This is a genomic window from Hydrogenophaga sp., assembly GCF_028698005.1.
Taxonomy (GTDB): domain Bacteria; phylum Pseudomonadota; class Gammaproteobacteria; order Burkholderiales; family Burkholderiaceae_C; genus Hydrogenophaga.
Genome location: NZ_JAQVEJ010000052.1, coordinates 1 through 18,076, shown reverse-complemented (window position 1 = coordinate 18,076; position 18,076 = coordinate 1). Strand labels below are relative to the sequence as shown.

10 protein-coding genes are annotated in these 18,076 nt (G+C 67.2%); 2 read left to right on the top strand and 8 right to left on the bottom strand.

Annotated elements, in window-relative coordinates:
* Together PHQ87_RS07460 and PHQ87_RS07455 are read right to left on the bottom strand one after the other, a co-directional pair.
* Nucleotides 1–683: TolC family protein (locus PHQ87_RS07460; RefSeq protein ID WP_300232661.1), on the bottom strand; the 683-nt coding region annotated here is incomplete at its 3' end.
* Nucleotides 684–707: 24 nt separating this feature from the next.
* Nucleotides 708–10,373 (bottom strand): DUF4347 domain-containing protein, encoded by a 9,666-nt coding sequence (locus tag PHQ87_RS07455; RefSeq protein ID WP_300232660.1) that lies wholly within the window; start codon nucleotides 10,371–10,373, stop codon nucleotides 708–710.
* Between the two features lie 372 nt (nucleotides 10,374–10,745).
* Between PHQ87_RS07455 and PHQ87_RS07450 the strand changes: the two genes are divergently transcribed.
* Nucleotides 10,746–11,828: a helix-turn-helix domain-containing protein gene (locus PHQ87_RS07450; protein WP_300232658.1), complete on the top strand. Its 1,083-nt coding sequence runs from the start codon at nucleotides 10,746–10,748 to the stop codon at nucleotides 11,826–11,828.
* Nucleotides 11,829–11,977: 149 nt separating this feature from the next.
* Entirely contained in the window at nucleotides 11,978–13,312 is a 1,335-nt protein-coding gene (locus PHQ87_RS07445) for a ferric reductase-like transmembrane domain-containing protein (protein ID WP_300232656.1), read from the top strand.
* Between the two features lie 32 nt (nucleotides 13,313–13,344).
* Here the strand turns inward: PHQ87_RS07445 and wrbA are convergent, their stop codons facing one another.
* From wrbA to PHQ87_RS07415, 6 genes are all read right to left on the bottom strand, one after another.
* A complete protein-coding gene (gene wrbA / locus PHQ87_RS07440) occupies nucleotides 13,345–13,944 on the bottom strand; it encodes an NAD(P)H:quinone oxidoreductase (RefSeq protein WP_300232655.1) in 600 nt (199 codons plus the stop codon).
* A gap of 168 nt (nucleotides 13,945–14,112) precedes the next feature.
* Complete coding sequence (locus tag PHQ87_RS07435; protein ID WP_300232654.1) at nucleotides 14,113–14,850, bottom strand: ABC transporter ATP-binding protein; 738 nt, start codon at nucleotides 14,848–14,850, stop codon at nucleotides 14,113–14,115.
* Nucleotides 14,851–14,860: 10 nt separating this feature from the next.
* Nucleotides 14,861–15,604: an ABC transporter ATP-binding protein gene (locus tag PHQ87_RS07430; RefSeq protein ID WP_300232653.1), complete on the bottom strand. Its 744-nt coding sequence runs from the start codon at nucleotides 15,602–15,604 to the stop codon at nucleotides 14,861–14,863.
* Entirely contained in the window at nucleotides 15,604–16,575 is a 972-nt protein-coding gene (locus PHQ87_RS07425; RefSeq protein ID WP_300232651.1) for a branched-chain amino acid ABC transporter permease, read from the bottom strand. Before PHQ87_RS07425 ends, PHQ87_RS07430 begins: the two co-directional genes overlap by 1 nt.
* 10 nt (nucleotides 16,576–16,585) lie before the next feature.
* Nucleotides 16,586–17,449: a branched-chain amino acid ABC transporter permease gene (locus tag PHQ87_RS07420; RefSeq protein WP_300232648.1), complete on the bottom strand. Its 864-nt coding sequence runs from the start codon at nucleotides 17,447–17,449 to the stop codon at nucleotides 16,586–16,588.
* A 29-nt stretch (nucleotides 17,450–17,478) separates the two neighbouring features.
* Nucleotides 17,479–18,076, bottom strand: a 598-nt coding sequence (locus PHQ87_RS07415) for an ABC transporter substrate-binding protein (RefSeq protein ID WP_300232645.1), incomplete at its 5' end; no start/stop codon positions are given.

Below are 18,076 nucleotides of genomic sequence, written 5' to 3'. Positions count from 1 at the left end.
TCGACCTCCTTGGCATTGGCCAGCGCCGTGTTCACGCGCGCCAGCAGATCGTCCACACGGCCGATGAGCTTTTGCGCACCCAGGGCACGCCAGTAGCTGTTGCGCACGTCCTGCAGCACGTTCTGCACCACCTTGCGGCGGCGCTCCTCGGCCATCAGCACCTGGTCGGCCTTCTGCTGCGCGCGGTAGTACGAGACGCCGAAGTCCAGCGCATTCCACGAGAAGTTCAGGTTGGCCAGCGTGCGCTCGCGCTCTTGCGAGGTGGACGGGCGCAGCGATTCCTCGCGGTCGATGATGCCGATGGAGCTGCCGCCCGAGTCGTTGTTGCGGTACACGTAGCCGGCGCCGGCCACCAGGCGCGGCAGCATCTCGTGCGAGGACACATCGTGCAGGCTGCGCGAGAGCGCGCTTTCCATCAGCTTGAGGCGGTAGTCGAGGTTGTACTTGAGCGCGCGCGCGGCCGCCTCGTGGAAGGTCAGCGGCGCCGCGATCGGCTCCTGGTCGGCGTACATCTGCACCCGGTCCTGCGCGGCGCGGTCGCGGATCTCGTCGGCCTCGTAGGGCACCGGCGCCAGCGAGCCGCAGCCGGCCAGGAACAGGGCGGCCGACAGCGCGAGCATGCGCGGGCGGACCAGGAACTCGGTGGCGGAACGAAGTTTGTGGTTGGTGTTCTGCATGGTCATTTCTCGTTTCTGGTTGAGACAAGTTCAAACACGGGCTGCGGACATGGGCAGTCGTCCCGCCCCTCCCCTCAACTGATCGGCGAAAGAAGGCGCCATGCGCGCCGCCTGGGCAGGCGCATGGTCGGCGCCTTCTTCCGCCACCCCGGCATCGGCCGGCACGAAGGCCGCCGTCGCCGGCATCGCGGCGGCATCGGCCGCCGAGGTCTTCTGCGGCTCGGGCGCCGGCCTGGCCGCGTCGCCCTGACCCTGGCCTTGGCCCTGTGGCGCCGGTTGATGGACGAGGCGGCCGGCATCGGGCTGGTGCAGTTCGGGCGCCGCCAGATCATGGTCGGCGCCGAGCGACACCCGGCTCAGGCGGCCCTGCACCAGGCTGTGCATGAAGTCGGCCAGGCTCTGCGAGCCGCGCACCGCGTGCTGCACGAACAGCGCCGGGTCCATGCCCAGGTCCATGCCCGGCACGCGCACGCCGCTGTCGTAGGGCCGCGCCAGGTCGATACGGCTGCTGGCGCGGGCATCGCCCAGCACGCGCTCGGCCTGCGACGCCACCACCGCATCGTGCACGTAGGTGATCGGCTCGAACGGGATGTCCACGCGCGGCAGGCCGTGGCCCCACGCATCGGGGGAGTACGGCCCCGGCCACAGGCCAGGCCCGGACGCACCCGGTCGGTCGGGCGGCAAGCCCTGAGGCCCCGTGGGCTGGCCAGGCAGCACCTGCACCGTCACCGTGGTGGTCTCGGTCACGCCGCCACTGGTCACCGTGTAGGTGAAGGTGTCGGTGCCCGTGAAACCCGGGTTCGGCGTGTAGGTGATGCTGCCGTCGGGGTTGATCGTCACCGTGCCATTGGCCGGCGGCGTCGTGCCCGTGACCCTGGGGTTCTTGCCCTCGAAGTCGTCGTTGTCCAGCACCGGGATCGTCACCGGCTTGCCCGGCTCGGTGGTGGCGGTGTCGGGCACGATGTCGGGCACCGGCGTGACGGTGATGCGCAGCACCGCCGTGGCCGTGCCGCCCTCGCCATCACTGATGGTGTAGGTCACCGGCGGCACGCGGCCGTGCCAGTCGGGCTTGGGCGTGAAGGTGTAGCTGCCGTCCTCCCTGAACACCAGCCGGCCCTCGTTCAAGGTGATGGTGTGCGAGGGCGTGCCCGGCCCGAAGGTGTAGGTGCGGCCGTTGACGACGATCTCCGTCACCGTGAGGTCGTCGCCATCGGGATCGCCATCGGGCACGTCGCCCCGGCCGCCGCCCCCGATCACGTTGCCGCTCACCGGCGTGTCCTCGCGCGTGGTGCGGGTGTCGTCATGCGCCACCGGCGGCGGGTTGGTCACCGTGTAGGTAAAGGTCTGCGAGGCGGTCTGGCCGTGCGGATCGGTCACCGTCACCGTCACCTCATACACGCCTGGCGTACCCGTGTTGCCGCCCTGCGAGGCGCTGTTGTCCAGCGTGCCGGTGATCACGCCCGTGTTCGGGTCGATCGTCAGGCCCGGCGGCAGGTCGGTGGCCTCGTAGGTGAGCGGGTCGCCGTCGATGTCGACAAATCCGCCGGAGGTGGGGATGTTGATGCCGCCCTCGCCGTCCACACCCACCTGCGGCGGCAACGAAGCGACCGGGTCCGGGATGTTGTTGATGTGGATGGTCAGCGTGGCGGTAGATGGATCGCCGTCGGCATCCTCCACCGTGTAGGTGAACACGTCCACCGGGTTGGGATCGGTGATGCCGGCGTTGGCCTCATAGGTGTAGCTGCCGTCGGCATTGAGCGTGAGCGTGCCGTAGGTGCCCACGATCGGGACGCCGACACCTCCGGACGGTGTTCCGCCAGGCGTGCCAGGCACCACGCCGATCACGGTATTGCCGCTGGCGGGCCAGCCATCGGCGCCGGAGTGGTCGTTGCCAAGCACGTCGCCGGTCCCGGTTTCGCCCTCGGTCACCACGTCCGGGTGAAGGTCGTCCACGGCTTGCGGCACATCGTTGATGATGGCGATGCTCAGCGTGCCCGAGCCCGTATCGGGCGTGGGCTTGCTGTCCGTCACCAGCAGAGCGATGTCGTCGGTATACGGGCCCGAGTGCGCCACGGGGTCCTTGAGCGTGTACTCGTACTCGATCACCAGTTGCGTGGGTACACCGGTCGGCCCCTGCACATCGCGGATACCCGTGATGACCAGCGTGCCTTCGTCCGTGTCGATGCTCACCGGCGGCGTGACGCCATCGCTGATGTCCTGCAGTTCGGCGTACGTGAGGGTCGTCCCTTCGATCGTCACCGACCTGATGCCATCGGGGGCGTTCACCACGATATCGCCGGTGGCGATCTCGCTGTCGTCGCCCGCATCGCCCAGGCCGGCTTCGTACACCGTGTTCTGGCCCTGCGTCGACGGGTCGGCGGGGTCGTCGGTCCCGTTCTCGTCCTCGGGGCCGATGGTGGGCGGCGTGGCGCCGCCACCGTCCGTTCGGCCATTGATGGTGATGGTCAACGTGGCGGTGTCGGTCAGGCCATCCTCATCGGCCAGGGTGTAGTCGAACACGTCGGTAAGCGTATCGCCCGTGCCCAGGCTGTTGACGCTCGGGTGGCTTTCGTTCAGCACGTAGGTGTAGCTGCCATCGGGGTGGATGGTGAGCGTGCCGTACTGGCCATCCACGGTGACGCCGCCCGCCGGGATGGGTTCGGCCGTTCCGCCGACGGGCCCGATCTCGGTGATGCGCAGATCGCCCAGCGCGGTCTCCGGGTCGCTGTCCACACCGTTGCCGTTATCGTCGTTGCGCAGGTTGCCCGTCACACTGGCACCGGGGTCGGGCTGCCCGTCGGACTCGGTCACGCTGTTGACGTTGTCCGTGGCCTCCGGCGGGTCGTTGCGCGCCGTGATGTTCACGACGATGGTGTCATCGCCGTATAGCGCCCCGCCGCTGCCCTGCTTGCTGTCGTCGTTCGCGTCATTGAAGCGGAAGCGCAGCGTCACGTTGAGCGGTGGCGTGTCGGAGCTGTTGGCGTAGGTGATGGCGCTGGCCACGGTGTTGACCGCGTCGGCGTCGGCATCGCCGTTGAAGGTGATCTCCAGTTGCCCGCCCACGTTGCTGACGCTGCCCACGGTGGTGCCGCCCACGGCGATGGCGCCGCCCGTCACTGTGACCGAGCTGTTGAAGCTCAGCACGTCTTCGGCGTCGGGGGCGAAGCCGCCGGCCCCGTCGCTGCGGCCGACGGTCAGCGTGGTGCCGTTGAAGTCGTCCAGCTGGCCGGGGTCGCGGTGCAGTTCCGGGTCGGTGATGGTCACCGGGCCCAGGTCCACCGGGTCGCCCAGCACGTCGCGGTCTTCGCCGAGCGGATCGGCGCCGGTACGGTCCACACCCTCGACGAAGATGACCGAGCCGTTGGTGATCGTCACCACAGGCGCGTCGTTGACCTGCAGGTAACCCACGTTGCGTTCGACCGAAGTGGCGCCCTCGCCCAACGTCACCTCGATGGTGCCCAGCGTGCCGGCATCGGCATCCCAGCGCACGCTCAAGTCGTCTTCGTCGCCCGCGGTCGTCAGCGTGACCGTGGCCGGCGCGATGATGCGGTAGTTGCCCGACACCAGCCCGGCTCCAGGCAGGGCGCCGAAGCTGTACTCGCCGTTCGCGTCCGTGGTGGTGCTCAGCACGCGGTCGTCGCCGCTGCCGAAGATGCCATCCGCTCCAGCCCAGTGCAGTTCCACGGTTTGGCCAGCCAGACGGGTTTCGCCCACGTCGATGGCGCCATCGCGGTCGTTGGTGTCGTCCCACAGCACGCCGCTGATCGTGCCGTAGCCGGCCGGATCGCTGCGGGTGTAGGTGTTGGGGCCGACGCCGCTGCCGTCGCGCTCGCCAGTAGCTTCACCGTCCGCGCCGACCATCGAACCCGCGAAACCGGTGTTCGAGAAGCTGCCGTCGCCGTCCGGCAGGCTGCTCCAGGTCACCGTGGCGTTGGTCGGGTCCGAGGCCGCCTGTTCCGCGTCGGTGGGCACATCGACCGTGTAGAACAGCTCGACGCCTGTTGCCGGGGCCAGCCTGTCGAAGTTCACGCTGATGCCGGTGGTGCTCACCGTCCAGGTGATGCCGGCGGCAGCGGCGGCGGCCGTGTCGGCGGACGTGTAGGTCGTCCCCCCCACGACCAGGCGGTCGAACACGTAGGTGTCACTCTCTCCGCTCGGGAAGTCGTCTGTCAGCACCACGTCATACGCCGGCGCAGCATCCGTGCCGCCGGTGTTGAACGCGTTGCGCACCGTGATGGTGGACGTGGCGCCCTGCGCGCCCGGCGCGGTATCCACCACATCCTTGGTGATCGCGCTGATCTGCGGCTCGACCACGTTGTCGGTGGTTGTATTGCTCGTGCCCAGCTCCGTGTCGCCGCTGCGCACGGTGACGGTGGTCACGAGGTCCGTGCCGGCCGTGTTGCCGGCCACGTTGCTCACCACCGCGTTGAATTCGAGGATCAGGTACTCGCCATCGGCATCGCGGTCGAGGTTCTCGATGTCACCCAGCACGAACACGCCGCCCATGGGGCTGATGGCCGTGCCGGGGCGCCCGCCGGCGCCAGGGGTGTTACCGCTGTTGAGCGAGTTCTCGATGTTGTCCGCCGAGTTGCCAACGACATGATTGGCCGCAGGCGAACCGTCCACGTTGAATCCGCCGGTGGGGTCGTTGCCCACCAGGGCCCAGGTGGCACCAGTGCCCAGCAGTTCATAGCCCGGCGGCAGGTTGGGCGTGATGTTGAGGTTGTCGATATTGCCCTCGGGCACGCGCATCACCAGGCGGAAACGCACGATTTCGCCCACGGCCACGTCCTGCGCATCCGCTGCCGTATCCCCCGGCGCAGCCGTGTCCGCCAAGCCGCCCACACGGCTGAGGACGTATCCGCCATGCACGTTCACCTGCGCGCGACCGTGACTCACATAGTTGTTGAGCAGGTCACCAGCGCCTTCCCCGTCGCGGCCGTCGCGCTCGTCCTGGTCGCGATGGCTATCGTCATCATTGCTGGCGCTGTCGATGCTGCTCCAGTACACATAGGCCTCGCCCTCGTCGAACGAGGAGACACCCGCCACCCCGGAACTGGCCACGGATGTCACGGAGATGACGATGCTTTCACCGGCGGCCAGATCGAGGTTGACGCCGTCGATGATCTCCAGTCCATCGACGTTCCATTCAAACAGGTGGGACACGTCGACGGGGCCGCCCAGTGTCTGATGGATCACGGTCAGGCTGCCGTGATCCAGGTTCACATAGCCCGTATAGGGATCGGTGAACTTCAGGTCGAAAGCGTCCACGCCACCGTCGGCGGCAGCGGGGTTGGAAATGGTCGTGCGATAGCGCACCTCGTCGCCCGCATCGATCGCCGGTTCTGCGTCGTCGTAGTCGCCGTCCAGATCGGTATCCACTTCCTTGACGATGGTCTGTTGCGGCTCGCGGATGGTGATGGTGGGCGAGCCCGTACCGGCGACCACGGTGTTGGTGTCGGCGCCGCCGTCGTCATAGACCAGCCTGGTGGCCATGTCGCGCGTGGTGCCATCCTGGTTGCTTATGTCATTGGCGACGATCGCACGAACGCGGATGACGAAGCTGTTGTCGCCCAAGCTGTTGTTGCCCGTGGTGGTGACGTCGCCGAAGCTGAAGCGCGGATCCTCGCCGACCGCGCCCGTGTCGCCGGTGACGGTGGGCACACCCAGGGTGCCGGCGAAATTGCTCGTCAAGGCACCGCTGCCACCGGCGCCGGCCACCGTGATGATCTCGTAGCCCAGACCGCCGTTGTAGCTGGTGTCCAGCCTCATGCCCGGCGGCACCAGCGCATCCACCTTCAGGTCGTGCGTCGTGCCTTCGGGCAGCGTCACCACGATGTCGTAGACCATCGACTCGCCGATGACCATGTTGGCGTCCGTGGTGTGCGAGGCGCTGGAGTCGTCGGGCGAAATGCCGCCATCCTGGAACACGATGCGGACCTCCGGCGCCTTCGCTGCCGCCGTGGCGTCGTCGGAGATCACGTTGGTGCCGGGCAGGAAGTCGTCGCCAGCGGCCACGCCGCCGTCGCGGTTGGAGTAGTCCGCCACCGCCACGGTGGAGGTCGTGTCCAGGCCGGCGGCGATGGTGTCCACGGCCACCGCGTCGTAGGTGATGACGAGGACGTTCCTGCCATGGGTGGCGTCCGTGTCCCCGTCACGGCCGGCCTCCAGCGCGGGGTTGCCCGCCACGTCGATCAGTTCGATGACGCCTGCGGCCGAAACCGTGTAGTCCGTGCCGGCCACCAGCAGCGTGCCATCGCCCAGCCACACCTGGAGGTTGGCATTGGCGATATCCGCCACCACGTTGCCAGCGGCATCGGTGAAGTCGAAGCCGGGAGGCGCGGTGATGGCGCTGGTGCTGATGTCGTACGCGCCATAGCCGCCGGTGTTGATGATGCCGACACCGAAGCGCACGCGGTCGCCGGCGTCGATGCCCGTGATGTTGCCGTCGATGCCGCTGATGTCGGTGATCGGGCCGGAGAAGGGCGCGCCGATGCTGCCGGGATCGGCCCAGGTTCCGGTGGTACCGGTCAGGGTGTTGTCCCCTTCGGTGTCGATGTGCGACACCACGCCATGGCGGATCTCCAGTTGCGGCTCGTTGAGCTGGATCTGGATGATGTCCTGGTGGGTCGTCGGTACGCCCGGGGTGTTGTGCTCCGACGCCTGCGCCTGCGCCGTGAGGTACAGGCCATCGGCGAAGGGATCGTCGTTGACCTCCACGGTGAAGCGGATGACCACCCGGGTGGATGCGTTGATGCTGTCCTCCCGGGAGCCCAGGTCGAAGCTCAGGCCGTTTGCGCCGGGAATCGTGGTCAAGGAGGGAGTGAGGGGGTTTCCATCAGAGTCGGTGATCACATTGCCCAACTCGTTCACCAGCACCCAGTGTCCGACCGCCGGCATCCCCGTTCCCGTGCCGTTGTTGCCGTCATAGGTCCATCCGCTGGGCGTGCCATCGGCATCCGGATCGCCCACATTGAACACCGGCTTGGGCAGGAAGGCATCGAGCCGGAGATTCTCGAAGTCACCCGTGCCCAGCTCGTAGGTCAGTTCGTAGGTGACAGTGTTGCCCGGGCTGATGCCGCCGCTGCCATTGCCCGCAGCGCCGTTGATGCCGACGATCTTCAGCGACAGGCCGCCGCTGGCGATCTCGACGTCGGTGGCGGTTTCGTCCTGGACCGGATCGCCGTTGGTGTTGTCGGCCTTGAGCACCGTGCCCTGGATGGTGGCGCTGGTGGCCAGGTGGTCGCCGTGGTTGATCTGGGGGTCGCCAGGATCCACCGGCGAATCGAAGGTGTTGTCGATGGTGGCCTGGTAGACGATGCGGCCATAGGTGCCACCCTCGTCGTCCCCGGCGAATTTACCGCCGCGCAGGATGCCCTGCGCGATGTCGCCTGAGAGGCTGTTGGCCACGGCATAGGCCTGCACCGCCGCAGAAATGTTGAAGGTGCGAATGACGTTGCCATCGATGGCCGGATCAGGGTCGACCAGGGGCGGGCTGTCAATGTAGTGACCCGTCAGGTCGATCGTGTGCAGGGTGCCCTGGTACCACAGTTCCAAGGTCAGCGGCGTGGTGAGCGCGTGCCCATCGTCGATGGTGTCGGTGATGACGACATCCTTGAAGCGGTGGTAGTCCGACACCTGGAAGTTGATGGTGTATTCCAGCGTATCGCCAACACTATTCTGCGCGTCCGTGACGTTCGCGACGTCCTTTTGCACCGCGAGCGAGCGGATGGTGTGCTCGAACTCCACACCGGCCGGGTCGTATTCCACGACCTCCTCGGCATCGCGGGCGTCCAGCGGGTCCCAGTCGCCCGTGCCGGAGACCTGGAACTGCACCGTGCCCGGCGCACCCGTGTGCTCATCGAGCACGTCGGGCACGTAGTACTGGATGGTGACCGCCTGGGTGCCGCTGACCGTGCCCATGGGATGGGTCACCGTGCCGCCTCCGGTGACGGGGGTGCCCAGCGGCACGCCGTTGACGCCGGTGACCACGATGTTGGCCGGCACATCGACGGTAAACACGTAGTTCTCCAGCTCCTGCCCAGGCGCCACCGTGATGGTGGTGGTCATCTCGCGCGGGAAGTTCGGGCCAGTGGCGGTTTCGCCTTCGGCGTGGTCGAAGTCGTGTTCGTACTCCACCAGCACCGGGGTAATGCTGCTTGAGGACACGGCGCCGTCCACGCTGGGGTCGGTCGCGTAGTCGGCCGTGGGCGTGTGGCCGTAGCGGAAGCCGGCGCGGGCCGCGATGTCCAGCGGCGCGTCGCGGTCGGCATGGCTGGACAGCGAGGCCGTCACCTGGAGCTCGGCCGCGGGTTGGCCGCTGGTGTAGCTGCCGAAGGGCAGTTCGATCACCACTACGCGCTGGCCGGGCTCGCCCGTGATCGTTCCCGGCTGGTTCGATGTGTCGCGGAAGTACGGGTGATCGTGCGTGCCCGAGCTATTGAGCGTGATGACCTGGTAGTTGACCGGGCTACCCAGGTAGGTGATGGCGCCGCTGGGGGCGATGGTGACGCCGTCGTCGTCATCTTCACCCAGCGGCAGGAACAGGTCGATGTAGGGGCCATAGCCGTCGTCACCCGGGTTCGAGAAGGTCAGTGTGAAGTCAAAGTTTTCACCAATGAGCACTTCACCCGCAGCAGGCACGGTGATTGCCACGGTAGGTTTTGCCGCCAGCAGCCCATTGAAACCCGCCACCGTCAATGCCGTCGCCTCGATCGCACCCGTGGCCAATTCCAGATCCCAGTCGCCGCCCAGTTCCTCGGCGCCGGTGGCGTCGGTCGAGGCGGCGATGTCGGCGCCGGTCAGGTGCGCCATTTCGGTGATGAAGGCCTCGCCCTCGCTGCCGGCGGCGATGTCGCAGCCGTAGAGCAGGATGTCGGCCTCGTCGGTGAGGTACAGCGCCCAGCCCGTCAGCTTTTCGCGCTGGGCAGCGGTCAGGCTGCCGCCGCTGATGACCTCGTTGCCCAGCGACAGGCTGCCCGGCGTGCCGTGGCTGATGATATGGACGGTGTCGTACTGGCGGCCCGGGTTGCTGGCGAGTTCGTTGCTGACGGCGTCCAGGCCGGATTCGTCGTTCTGGACCACGCGCACGGTGACGTTGGCGGGCACGTCGAGGGTGAAACCCTCTTGCTCGGCCACACGGGCGTCCACCACCACGAGGGTGGTGGCTTCTTCTGTGGGGGCGTCGATGGCCGCCGGGTCGGTGTCGTCGCCGTCGCCGGCTTCGTCGACAGCGGCCAAAGTGGCGGCATCATCGGTGGTGTCGGTGCTCGCGTCCGCTTCGCCGTCTGCGCTCGTGTCCGCCTCCGCCTCGCCATCGGCGCTCACGACGTCGGTGGCATCGTCCTCATCGGCGGCGCTTGCCTCCTCATCGCTGCCGTCGTCGCTTTCGTCATCGCCCGCGCTTTGGGTGGCAGCGGGGCTGACCACAGTGTCATCGGCATCGGCGCTGCTATCGCCATCGCCGGTGGCTGACACGGATTCGGTGTTGGCCGCAGCGGCCGGTTCGGGCGCCGCCTCCGGTGCAGGCGCCGGGGCTGGCGCTTCGGCGGCAGGTGCAGGAGCCGGTGCCGGCTCCGCAGGCTGATCGGCCTGGGCATCCACCACCGCCACGGCGCCCGCGCCGTCGAACAGCAACCTGGGCTCCAGGGCAATGGCTCGGCTGGATGGACGGAAAACCCGCTTGTTCTTGTTCACGAAAGACTCCAATGGTGCAACACACAGACACAGGCTCAGGCAGGCTCGCGTGCCGTTTGGCACACCTGCCAGGACGAAAAACTGGATGGTCAGACCGCTCCCCTGGCGGGGCTTGCCGGTGCACAGCCCACCGCATGCCACGCCCCGACGGGATACCCCACCCAGTGACACTGGCACTGGTTCAGTCTAGGTGTGGTGAGGTAGACGATTGACCGCTAGCCGCGGATCTGAGGGAAGAAAAAAGATACATATGTATGAAATTTCCGTGCCTTGTATCCAACAAACAACGCAATATGTACTTTTTGATACTAGTGAACCAGGTACCTTTGTCGAAGGTTCAATATCGCCAAACAAGGTGTCAAAATGGCCACCATGGCCTCTACACCATCGCGCAGCGATCGCCGGCCGCTGCTTCGCGTCGGCATTCTCAGAAGCCCCGATGACATCGAGGCGAACGTCTGGGCAGTGATGGACGTGCTGCGCTCGGTGAACAAGCTGGCCTTCGAGCGCTACCAATCGACGCCGGCCCACTGGGCGTGGCTGGGCACGCCGCCACCGCCCGGTGGTCCGGAGCCGTTCACCCCTGACGCGGCCGACCCGCTGCCGACGGCCAACCTCGATGTGATCGTGATACCGGGCTGGCTGGCGCCGACCGGCCCGCTCCTGCGCCAGTCCAGCCAGTCCGTTCCCCCCGGTGTCCGCAGCCTGCTTCAGGCCCATGTGGCACGCGGCGCGCCCATCCTGTCGCTGTTCAACGGCACCGCACTGCTGGCCGATGCCGGCCTGCTGGCCGGCCGCGAAGCGGCCATCCCATGGGCGTTTGCCCCCTCGATCGGCCTGCTGTGCGACGCCCCCTTCGAGTGGCTGCGCGACCGGCCGTGGCACACCGATGGCGCCCTCTGGACCACGGCGGCCCTGTCAGGCACCCTGGAGGCGCTGTTTGATCTGCTCAAGCAAACCGCCATCGCCGAACTGGCCGCCGCCGTGGCTTCCGTGCTGCTGTTCGACACGCAGCGCCAGGTGGCCGCGGCCGCGGTGGTGGAATCGCCCACCCGGCAGCCCCTGTCGGCCGGTTCGCTGGAGCGGGCCCGGCGCTGGCTGCAGGCGCACAGCGACCAGCCCTACGATCTGGCGGCCACCGCGCGGGCAGCCGCCACCAGCCCGCGCACGCTGCTGCGCTGGTTTGCCCAGGTGCACCGGCAGACGCCACTGGACTACCTGCACAGCCTGCGGGTGGCCCAGGCGAAGACGCTCCTGCAAACCACCTACCTCACCGTCGAGGCCATCGCGCACCAATGCGGCTACGCCGACGTGGGGAGTTTGCGCAAACTGTTCGTGCGCATCACCGGCATGACACCCGGCGCCTACCGGCAGCGCTACCAGTTGCGCACCAGTCGCCGGCAGTGGACCGGACCGGAAGTCGCCCCGGCCACCGACACGGCCACGCCGCGGTGACGCAGCCCCCGCTGTGGCCAGCCGGGCATCCTGGCTGACGGTCGTCAATTCGTGGCGCCCCGTGCTGCGTGTCTGCCGGTCTGCCGGTCTGTCAGCCACGCCGGGCCAGTACCATAAAGTTGTATAAAACTATTGTCAGGAGGACATGCATGAAGCGCATCAAGATTTCTCTCGTCGTCATATGGCTCGTGCTGACGGCGTTGTGGCTGGCCGCCGACACCCTGCTCCCCGAGCCGTTCACCTACTTCTCGTTTCGCTCCGTGTTTGTCCAGTACAGCGGGGTGCTCGGCATCGGCCTGATGAGTGTCGCCATGTGGCTGGCCATGCGGCCCATCTGGCTGGAGCCGCACCTGGACGGCCTGGACAAGATGTACCGGCTGCACAAATGGCTGGGCATCAGCGCCCTGGTGGTGTCGGTGCTGCACTGGTGGTGGGCCAAGGGAACCAAATGGATGGTCGGCTGGGGCTGGCTGGAGCGGCCCGTGCGCGCACCACGCCCGGAGGAAACCCTGGGCGCCGTGGAAGGCTGGTTGCGCAGCCAGCGGGGCCTGGCCGAGTCCATCGGGGAATGGGCCTTTTATGCCGCCGTGGTGATGATCGTGCTGGCCCTGGTCAAGCGCTTTCCCTACCACCTGTTCGTCAAGACCCACAAGTGGCTGGCGCTGGCCTACCTGGCCCTGGTCTGGCACGCCGTCGTGCTCACCACGTTCGACTACTGGACGCAACCGGTCGGCTGGGCGCTGGGGGTCCTGCTGTCCGGCGGCACCGTGGCGGCCGTGCTGGCGCTGACGGGCCGCATCGGTGCCCGCCGCCAGGTGCAGGGCACCATCGAATCCATCACCGACTACCCGGCCCTGCGCGTCCTGGAAACGACGGTCGAGCTCGATGCCGGCTGGCCCGGCCACGCGGCCGGGCAGTTCGCCTTCGTCACCTCGGACCAGACGGAGGGCGCACACCCCTATACCATTGCGTCGGCCTGGAACCCGGCAGATCGCCGACTGACGTTCATCACCAAGGCGCTGGGTGACCACACCAGCCGCTTGCGGGAACGCCTGAAGACCGGCATGCGGGTCACGGTGGAGGGCCCTTACGGCCGCTTCGATTTCGAGGACGCGCAGCCGCACCAGATCTGGGTCGGCGCCGGCATCGGCATCACGCCCTTCATCGCCCGCCTCAAGCATCGCGCCGCCCACCCGAACACGCGGACGATCGATCTGTTCCATACGACAGCCGACTACGACCAAGCCGCCATCGACCGCCTCACGGCAGATGCCGCCGCCGCTGGCGTGCGCTTGCATGTGCTGGTCGATGACCGGGACGGGCGGCTCAATGGCGAACGCATCCGGGCCGCGGTGCCGCAATGGCGCTCAGCCAGCCTCTGGTTCTGCGGCCCGGCCGGGTTCGGGCAGGCCCTGAGCGCCGATTTCCGCGCCAACGGACTGCCACCGGAACGGTTTCATCAGGAGCTGTTCCAGATGCGCTGAGGGCGGCCCGCCCGTGCCGGCGGGTGGCCCGCTCAGCCGAACAGCTTGTTGGCCGTTTCGGCGATCAGCCGGCCCTGGTAGCGCGCGCCGTCGAGCTCGATCGCACTGGGCTGGCGCTGGCCCTGGCCACCGGCGATGGTGGTGGCGCCATAGGGGCTGCCACCGACCACTTCGTCCAGCGTCATCTGCCCCTGGAAGCCATAGGGCAGGCCGACGATGATCATGCCGAAGTGCAGCAGGTTGGTGACGATGGAAAACAGCGTGACCTCCTGGCCGCCGTGCTGGGTGGCCGTCGAGGTGAACGCGCCACCCACCTTGCCCTGCAGCGCGCCGCGCGCCCACAGGCCGCCGGCCTGGTCCAGAAACGCGGCCATCTGCGACGGCATCCGCCCGAAGCGGGTCGGCGCGCCGACGATGATGGCGTCGTAGTGCTCCAGTTCCGCCACTGACGCCACCGGAGCCGCCTGGTCGAGCTTGAAATGGGCCTGGCGAGCGATGTCCTCGGGCACCGTCTCGGGAACCCGCTTGACGTCCACCGTGGCTCCGGTGGAGCGCGCACCGTCGGCCATGGCCTGCGCCATGGTTTCCATGTGGCCGTAGGTGGAGTAATACAGCACGAGAACCTTGGACATACCTGTCTCCTGTGGGGGTGGTCGATGGTCGGCACGAACGCCGCGCCCCACCATAGGCGGACGGATGGGAAGTGTCAATGCCGCGCGCCAGGCCGCCACACGATCGGCCCCGGCGGGCCGGCAGCGGTGCGGCGCCGGGCTGCGTCGCCGAGGCCCCGGCGCTCCGGTTCAGCGATGCGGATCGCTGCCGGCCGCGGCAACGCCGAGCAGTTCGTCGATCAGGGCCTGATGGCCCAACAGCTCCTGGCTCGGGCCGGTGTGCACCACGGTGCCGTGGTCGATCACCACACAACGCTCGGAGTGCGCCAGCGCCAGGTCGTACTTCTGCTCCACCAGCACGATGGTCATCTGGCTTTCGCGGCGCATGCGCTCGATGGCCTGCATCATCTCGACGACGATCAGCGGTGCCAGCCCCTCGACCGGCTCATCGAGCAGCAGCAGCTGCGGCCCGGTCATCAGCGCCCGGCCCAGCGCCAGCATCTGCTGCTCACCACCGGACAACTGGTTGCCGTAATGGCCCCGGCGCTCCTTCAGGCGCGGGAACAGCTCCCAGACGCGGTCCTTGTTCCATGCCCCGCCACGGCGACCCGCCACCTCCAGGTTCTCCTCCACCGTCAGGGACGGAAACACCTCGCGCGACTGCGGCACCCAGCCGATGCCCAGGCGGTTGCGCCGATAGGCCGGCCATTTCTCGATGGCCTGGCCATCGAAGAGGATCTCCCCTGCGTGGTAGGTGGTCAGGCCGATGATCGTCTCGATCAGGGTGGTCTTGCCGACACCGTTGCGTCCGATGACGACCAGGGTTTCGCCCTTGTAGACGTCGAGATCGAGGTCGTGCAGGATGCGCGCCTCGCCATAACCGGCGCACAAACGCCGGATCTGCAGCAACGGTGTGCCTTTCGACATGGATGACGTGTCAGTTGCCAAGGTAAGCCTTCGTCACAACGGGGTCCGCGCGCACTTCGTCGGGCGTGCCCTGGGAAATCATCTGGCCACCGGCAAACACCGACACCCGATCGGCGTACTTGAACACGAGGTTCATGTCGTGCTCGATGAACAGCACCGTGGTTTCGGCCGCCAGCTCCCTGAGTTGATCGAACAGGGCCACGCCCTGCGCGGTGGAAAGGCCGGCCGCCGGTTCGTCAAGCAGCAGGACGCGCGGCCGCATGGCGAAGGCCAGGGCCACCTCCAGAATGCGCTGCTTCCCGTACGGCAGCATCCGGGTCGGTGTGAGCGCCACATCCAGCAGACCGAACCGCTCGAGCAACTGGCGCCCCTCGTCGATCTGCCCCGTGTGCCGCGCCGTCGCCTGCAGCGACGGGCGCGCCACCGCATCACGCTGGCACAGCGCCACCACCATGGACTCCAGCGGATTGAGCCCCGGAAAGAGCGTGTTGATCTGGAAGGTTCTCAGCAGGCCGGCACGCACCCGCTCCTGGGGCGTGGCCGCCGTGATGTCGCGGCCATCGAGCATCAGGCGCCCGGCGACGGGCTTGAGCACGCCCGTCACCAGGTTCACGAACGTGCTCTTGCCCGCGCCGTTGGGCCCGATCACCGCATGCCGCTCGCCCCGGCGGAGCGAAAAGTTGAGCCGCTCGAAGATCTTCAGGCCGCCGAAGGCCATCTGCAGATCAACCGTTTCCAGCACCGTATCCGCCATCACCGCCCCTCCCGGAAACGCGTCCATTTCTCGGCCAGCTTGGGCAGGATGCCCTGGCGGAAAAGGGCCACGATGACCACCAGCAGCAAGCCGATCCAGAAATACCAGTACACCGGATTCATCGCGGCAAACACATCCCGCAGCACGAGAAAGACCGCGGCCCCCACGTACCCGCCGTACAGCACGGCGGTCCCGCCGATGACCAGCATCACCAGCACATCGGCCGAGCGGGTGAAGGCGACCATTTCGGGTGCCACGAACTGCGTGGTTTGCGCCAGCAGGGCACCGGCAATGCCGGCAATGGCAGCGGACACGCCGAACGCCAGCGTGACGTCCCGGTCCACCGGTGCACCCAGCATGATCATGCGCCGCGTGCTTTCCCGGCTGCCCCGCAGGGTCAGCCCGAAGGGCGAATTGACCAGCGCGCGCACCAGCAGCGTGACGATGAAGACGACCACCAGCACATAGACATACGCCGTCTTGCCGTACATGTCGAAGCGGAACATCCCAAGCACCGGCGCGATCACGATGTCCTGCAGGCCGTCGTCACCGCCGGTGATGTCGGTCGAGCGCTGCACGAAATCGAACAGGATCATGTTCAGCCCCAGGGTCACCATCAGCAGCGCCACGCCGTGCAGGCCCCGCACCACGCGGCCCATCCCCAGGCCCGCACAGCCGGTGATCAGCGCGGAGATCAGCAGGCCGGAGATCGGCTCGGTCCAGCCGTACTTGCCCAGAAAACCCGCGCTGTAGGCGCCGATGCCAAAGAAGGCCGCATGCCCCAGCGACGGAATGCCGCGGTAACCGAGCAGGACATCCAGCGACATGGCGAACAGGCCCCAGATCAGGATCTGCGTCAGCAGCACCAGGTTGCTGTCCGGCACGAAGAACAGCACGATCCAGAGCAGCCAGAAGGCGTACTCCCACCCCCCCCAGCGCGACTGGTGGGCGAAATAGTCAGAAATCTGCATACGAGCCATGTCAGGCGGCCCTTCCCATCAGGCCCTGGGGGCGCCACAGCATGACGATCACCGTCAACAAATAGATGAACAGGCCGCCGAGCTCCGGCAGGTAGTACTTGCCCAGCACATCGGCCACACCGATCAGGCAGGCTGCCAGCAGGCTGCCGGTGATGCTGCCCATCCCGCCGACCGACACCACGATCAGCACATAGACCAGGTAGCGCAAGGGAAAATTCGGGTCGAGGCTCAACAGGTTGACCGACATCGCGCCACCGAGCCCCGCCAGCCCGCTGCCCAGGGCGAACGTCAGCGCGAAGACACCGTCGGTGTTGATGCCAGACCCCGAGGCCGCGCGGCGGCTGTCCACGCAGGCGCGCACCATGGCACCGAACCGGGTGCGCTCCAGGGTGAACACCAGCACCAGGGTCAGCAAGCCCCCGGCCACCAGCAGAAACAGGCGGTAGCGCTCCAGTTGCAGCCCGGCCACCGAGAACTGCCCGGTCAACCACGACGGCACCGTGACCGGCTTGAACGCGGGGCCCCAGATGAAGGCCACGCTCGCAATCGACATGAACAGCAGACCGAGCGTGAGCAGCACCTGCGTCAGGTCGTCGGCGCCATAGAAGTGCCGCAACACGAGCCGCTCCAGCAGCACGGAGAACGCGGCACAGGCTCCGAAAGCCAGCAGCAGGCTGACCAGAAAGGGGACACCGGCTGCATCCATCGCCCAGACCATCACATAGCCGCCGAGCATCGAGAGGCTGATATGGGCCAGATTGACGAACTGCATCATGCCCATGGTCACCGAGAGCCCGACGGCCATGACGAACAGCAGGAGGCCGTACGCCAGGCCGTTGAACAGAATCGTCAACAATGAAGTCATCGGTGTCTCACGCTCCGGTCGCTGTCACGTCACTTGGCCGGCACGTTGGGGAACGTGACCATCTCGACGTTCTTCAGCACGCCGTCCTGCCGCTCCACGCGACGGATGTAGATGTTCTGCGTGATGTCACCCGTGGTCTTGTCGATGGTGACCGGGCCGCGCGGGCTGTCAAAGCTGTGTCCCCGGGTGAAGGCCATGAACTTGTCCGGATCGAACTTGGCGTTGCCTTGCGCGGCCACGCCGTCATAGATCAGGCGCAGGGCATCCCAGACCGCCACGGCGGAGGCATTGAAGCGCCCGATCTTGCTGGCGACCGCGTTGAAATCGGCCACCAGCGCCTTGTTCTCGGGCGAGTCGTGGGCGTCCGAGTAGGGGCCCGAGGTGATCACGCCCAGGCTGGTGTCGCCACTGGCGTCCAGCAGGCCCTCATCCGTCATGTCGGCCGTGCCGATCAGCTTGATCTTGGTGTCCTTCAGACCGGCATTGGCATAGGCCTTCAGGAACTGGGGCACCAGTTCGCCCAGCGGGAAGAAGGCCAGCACCGCGTCGGGGTTGGCGTCCTTGATGCGCTGCATGTAGCTGGAGAACTCGGGGTTGCGCACCGGCACGCGGCTGTTGCCCGCGATG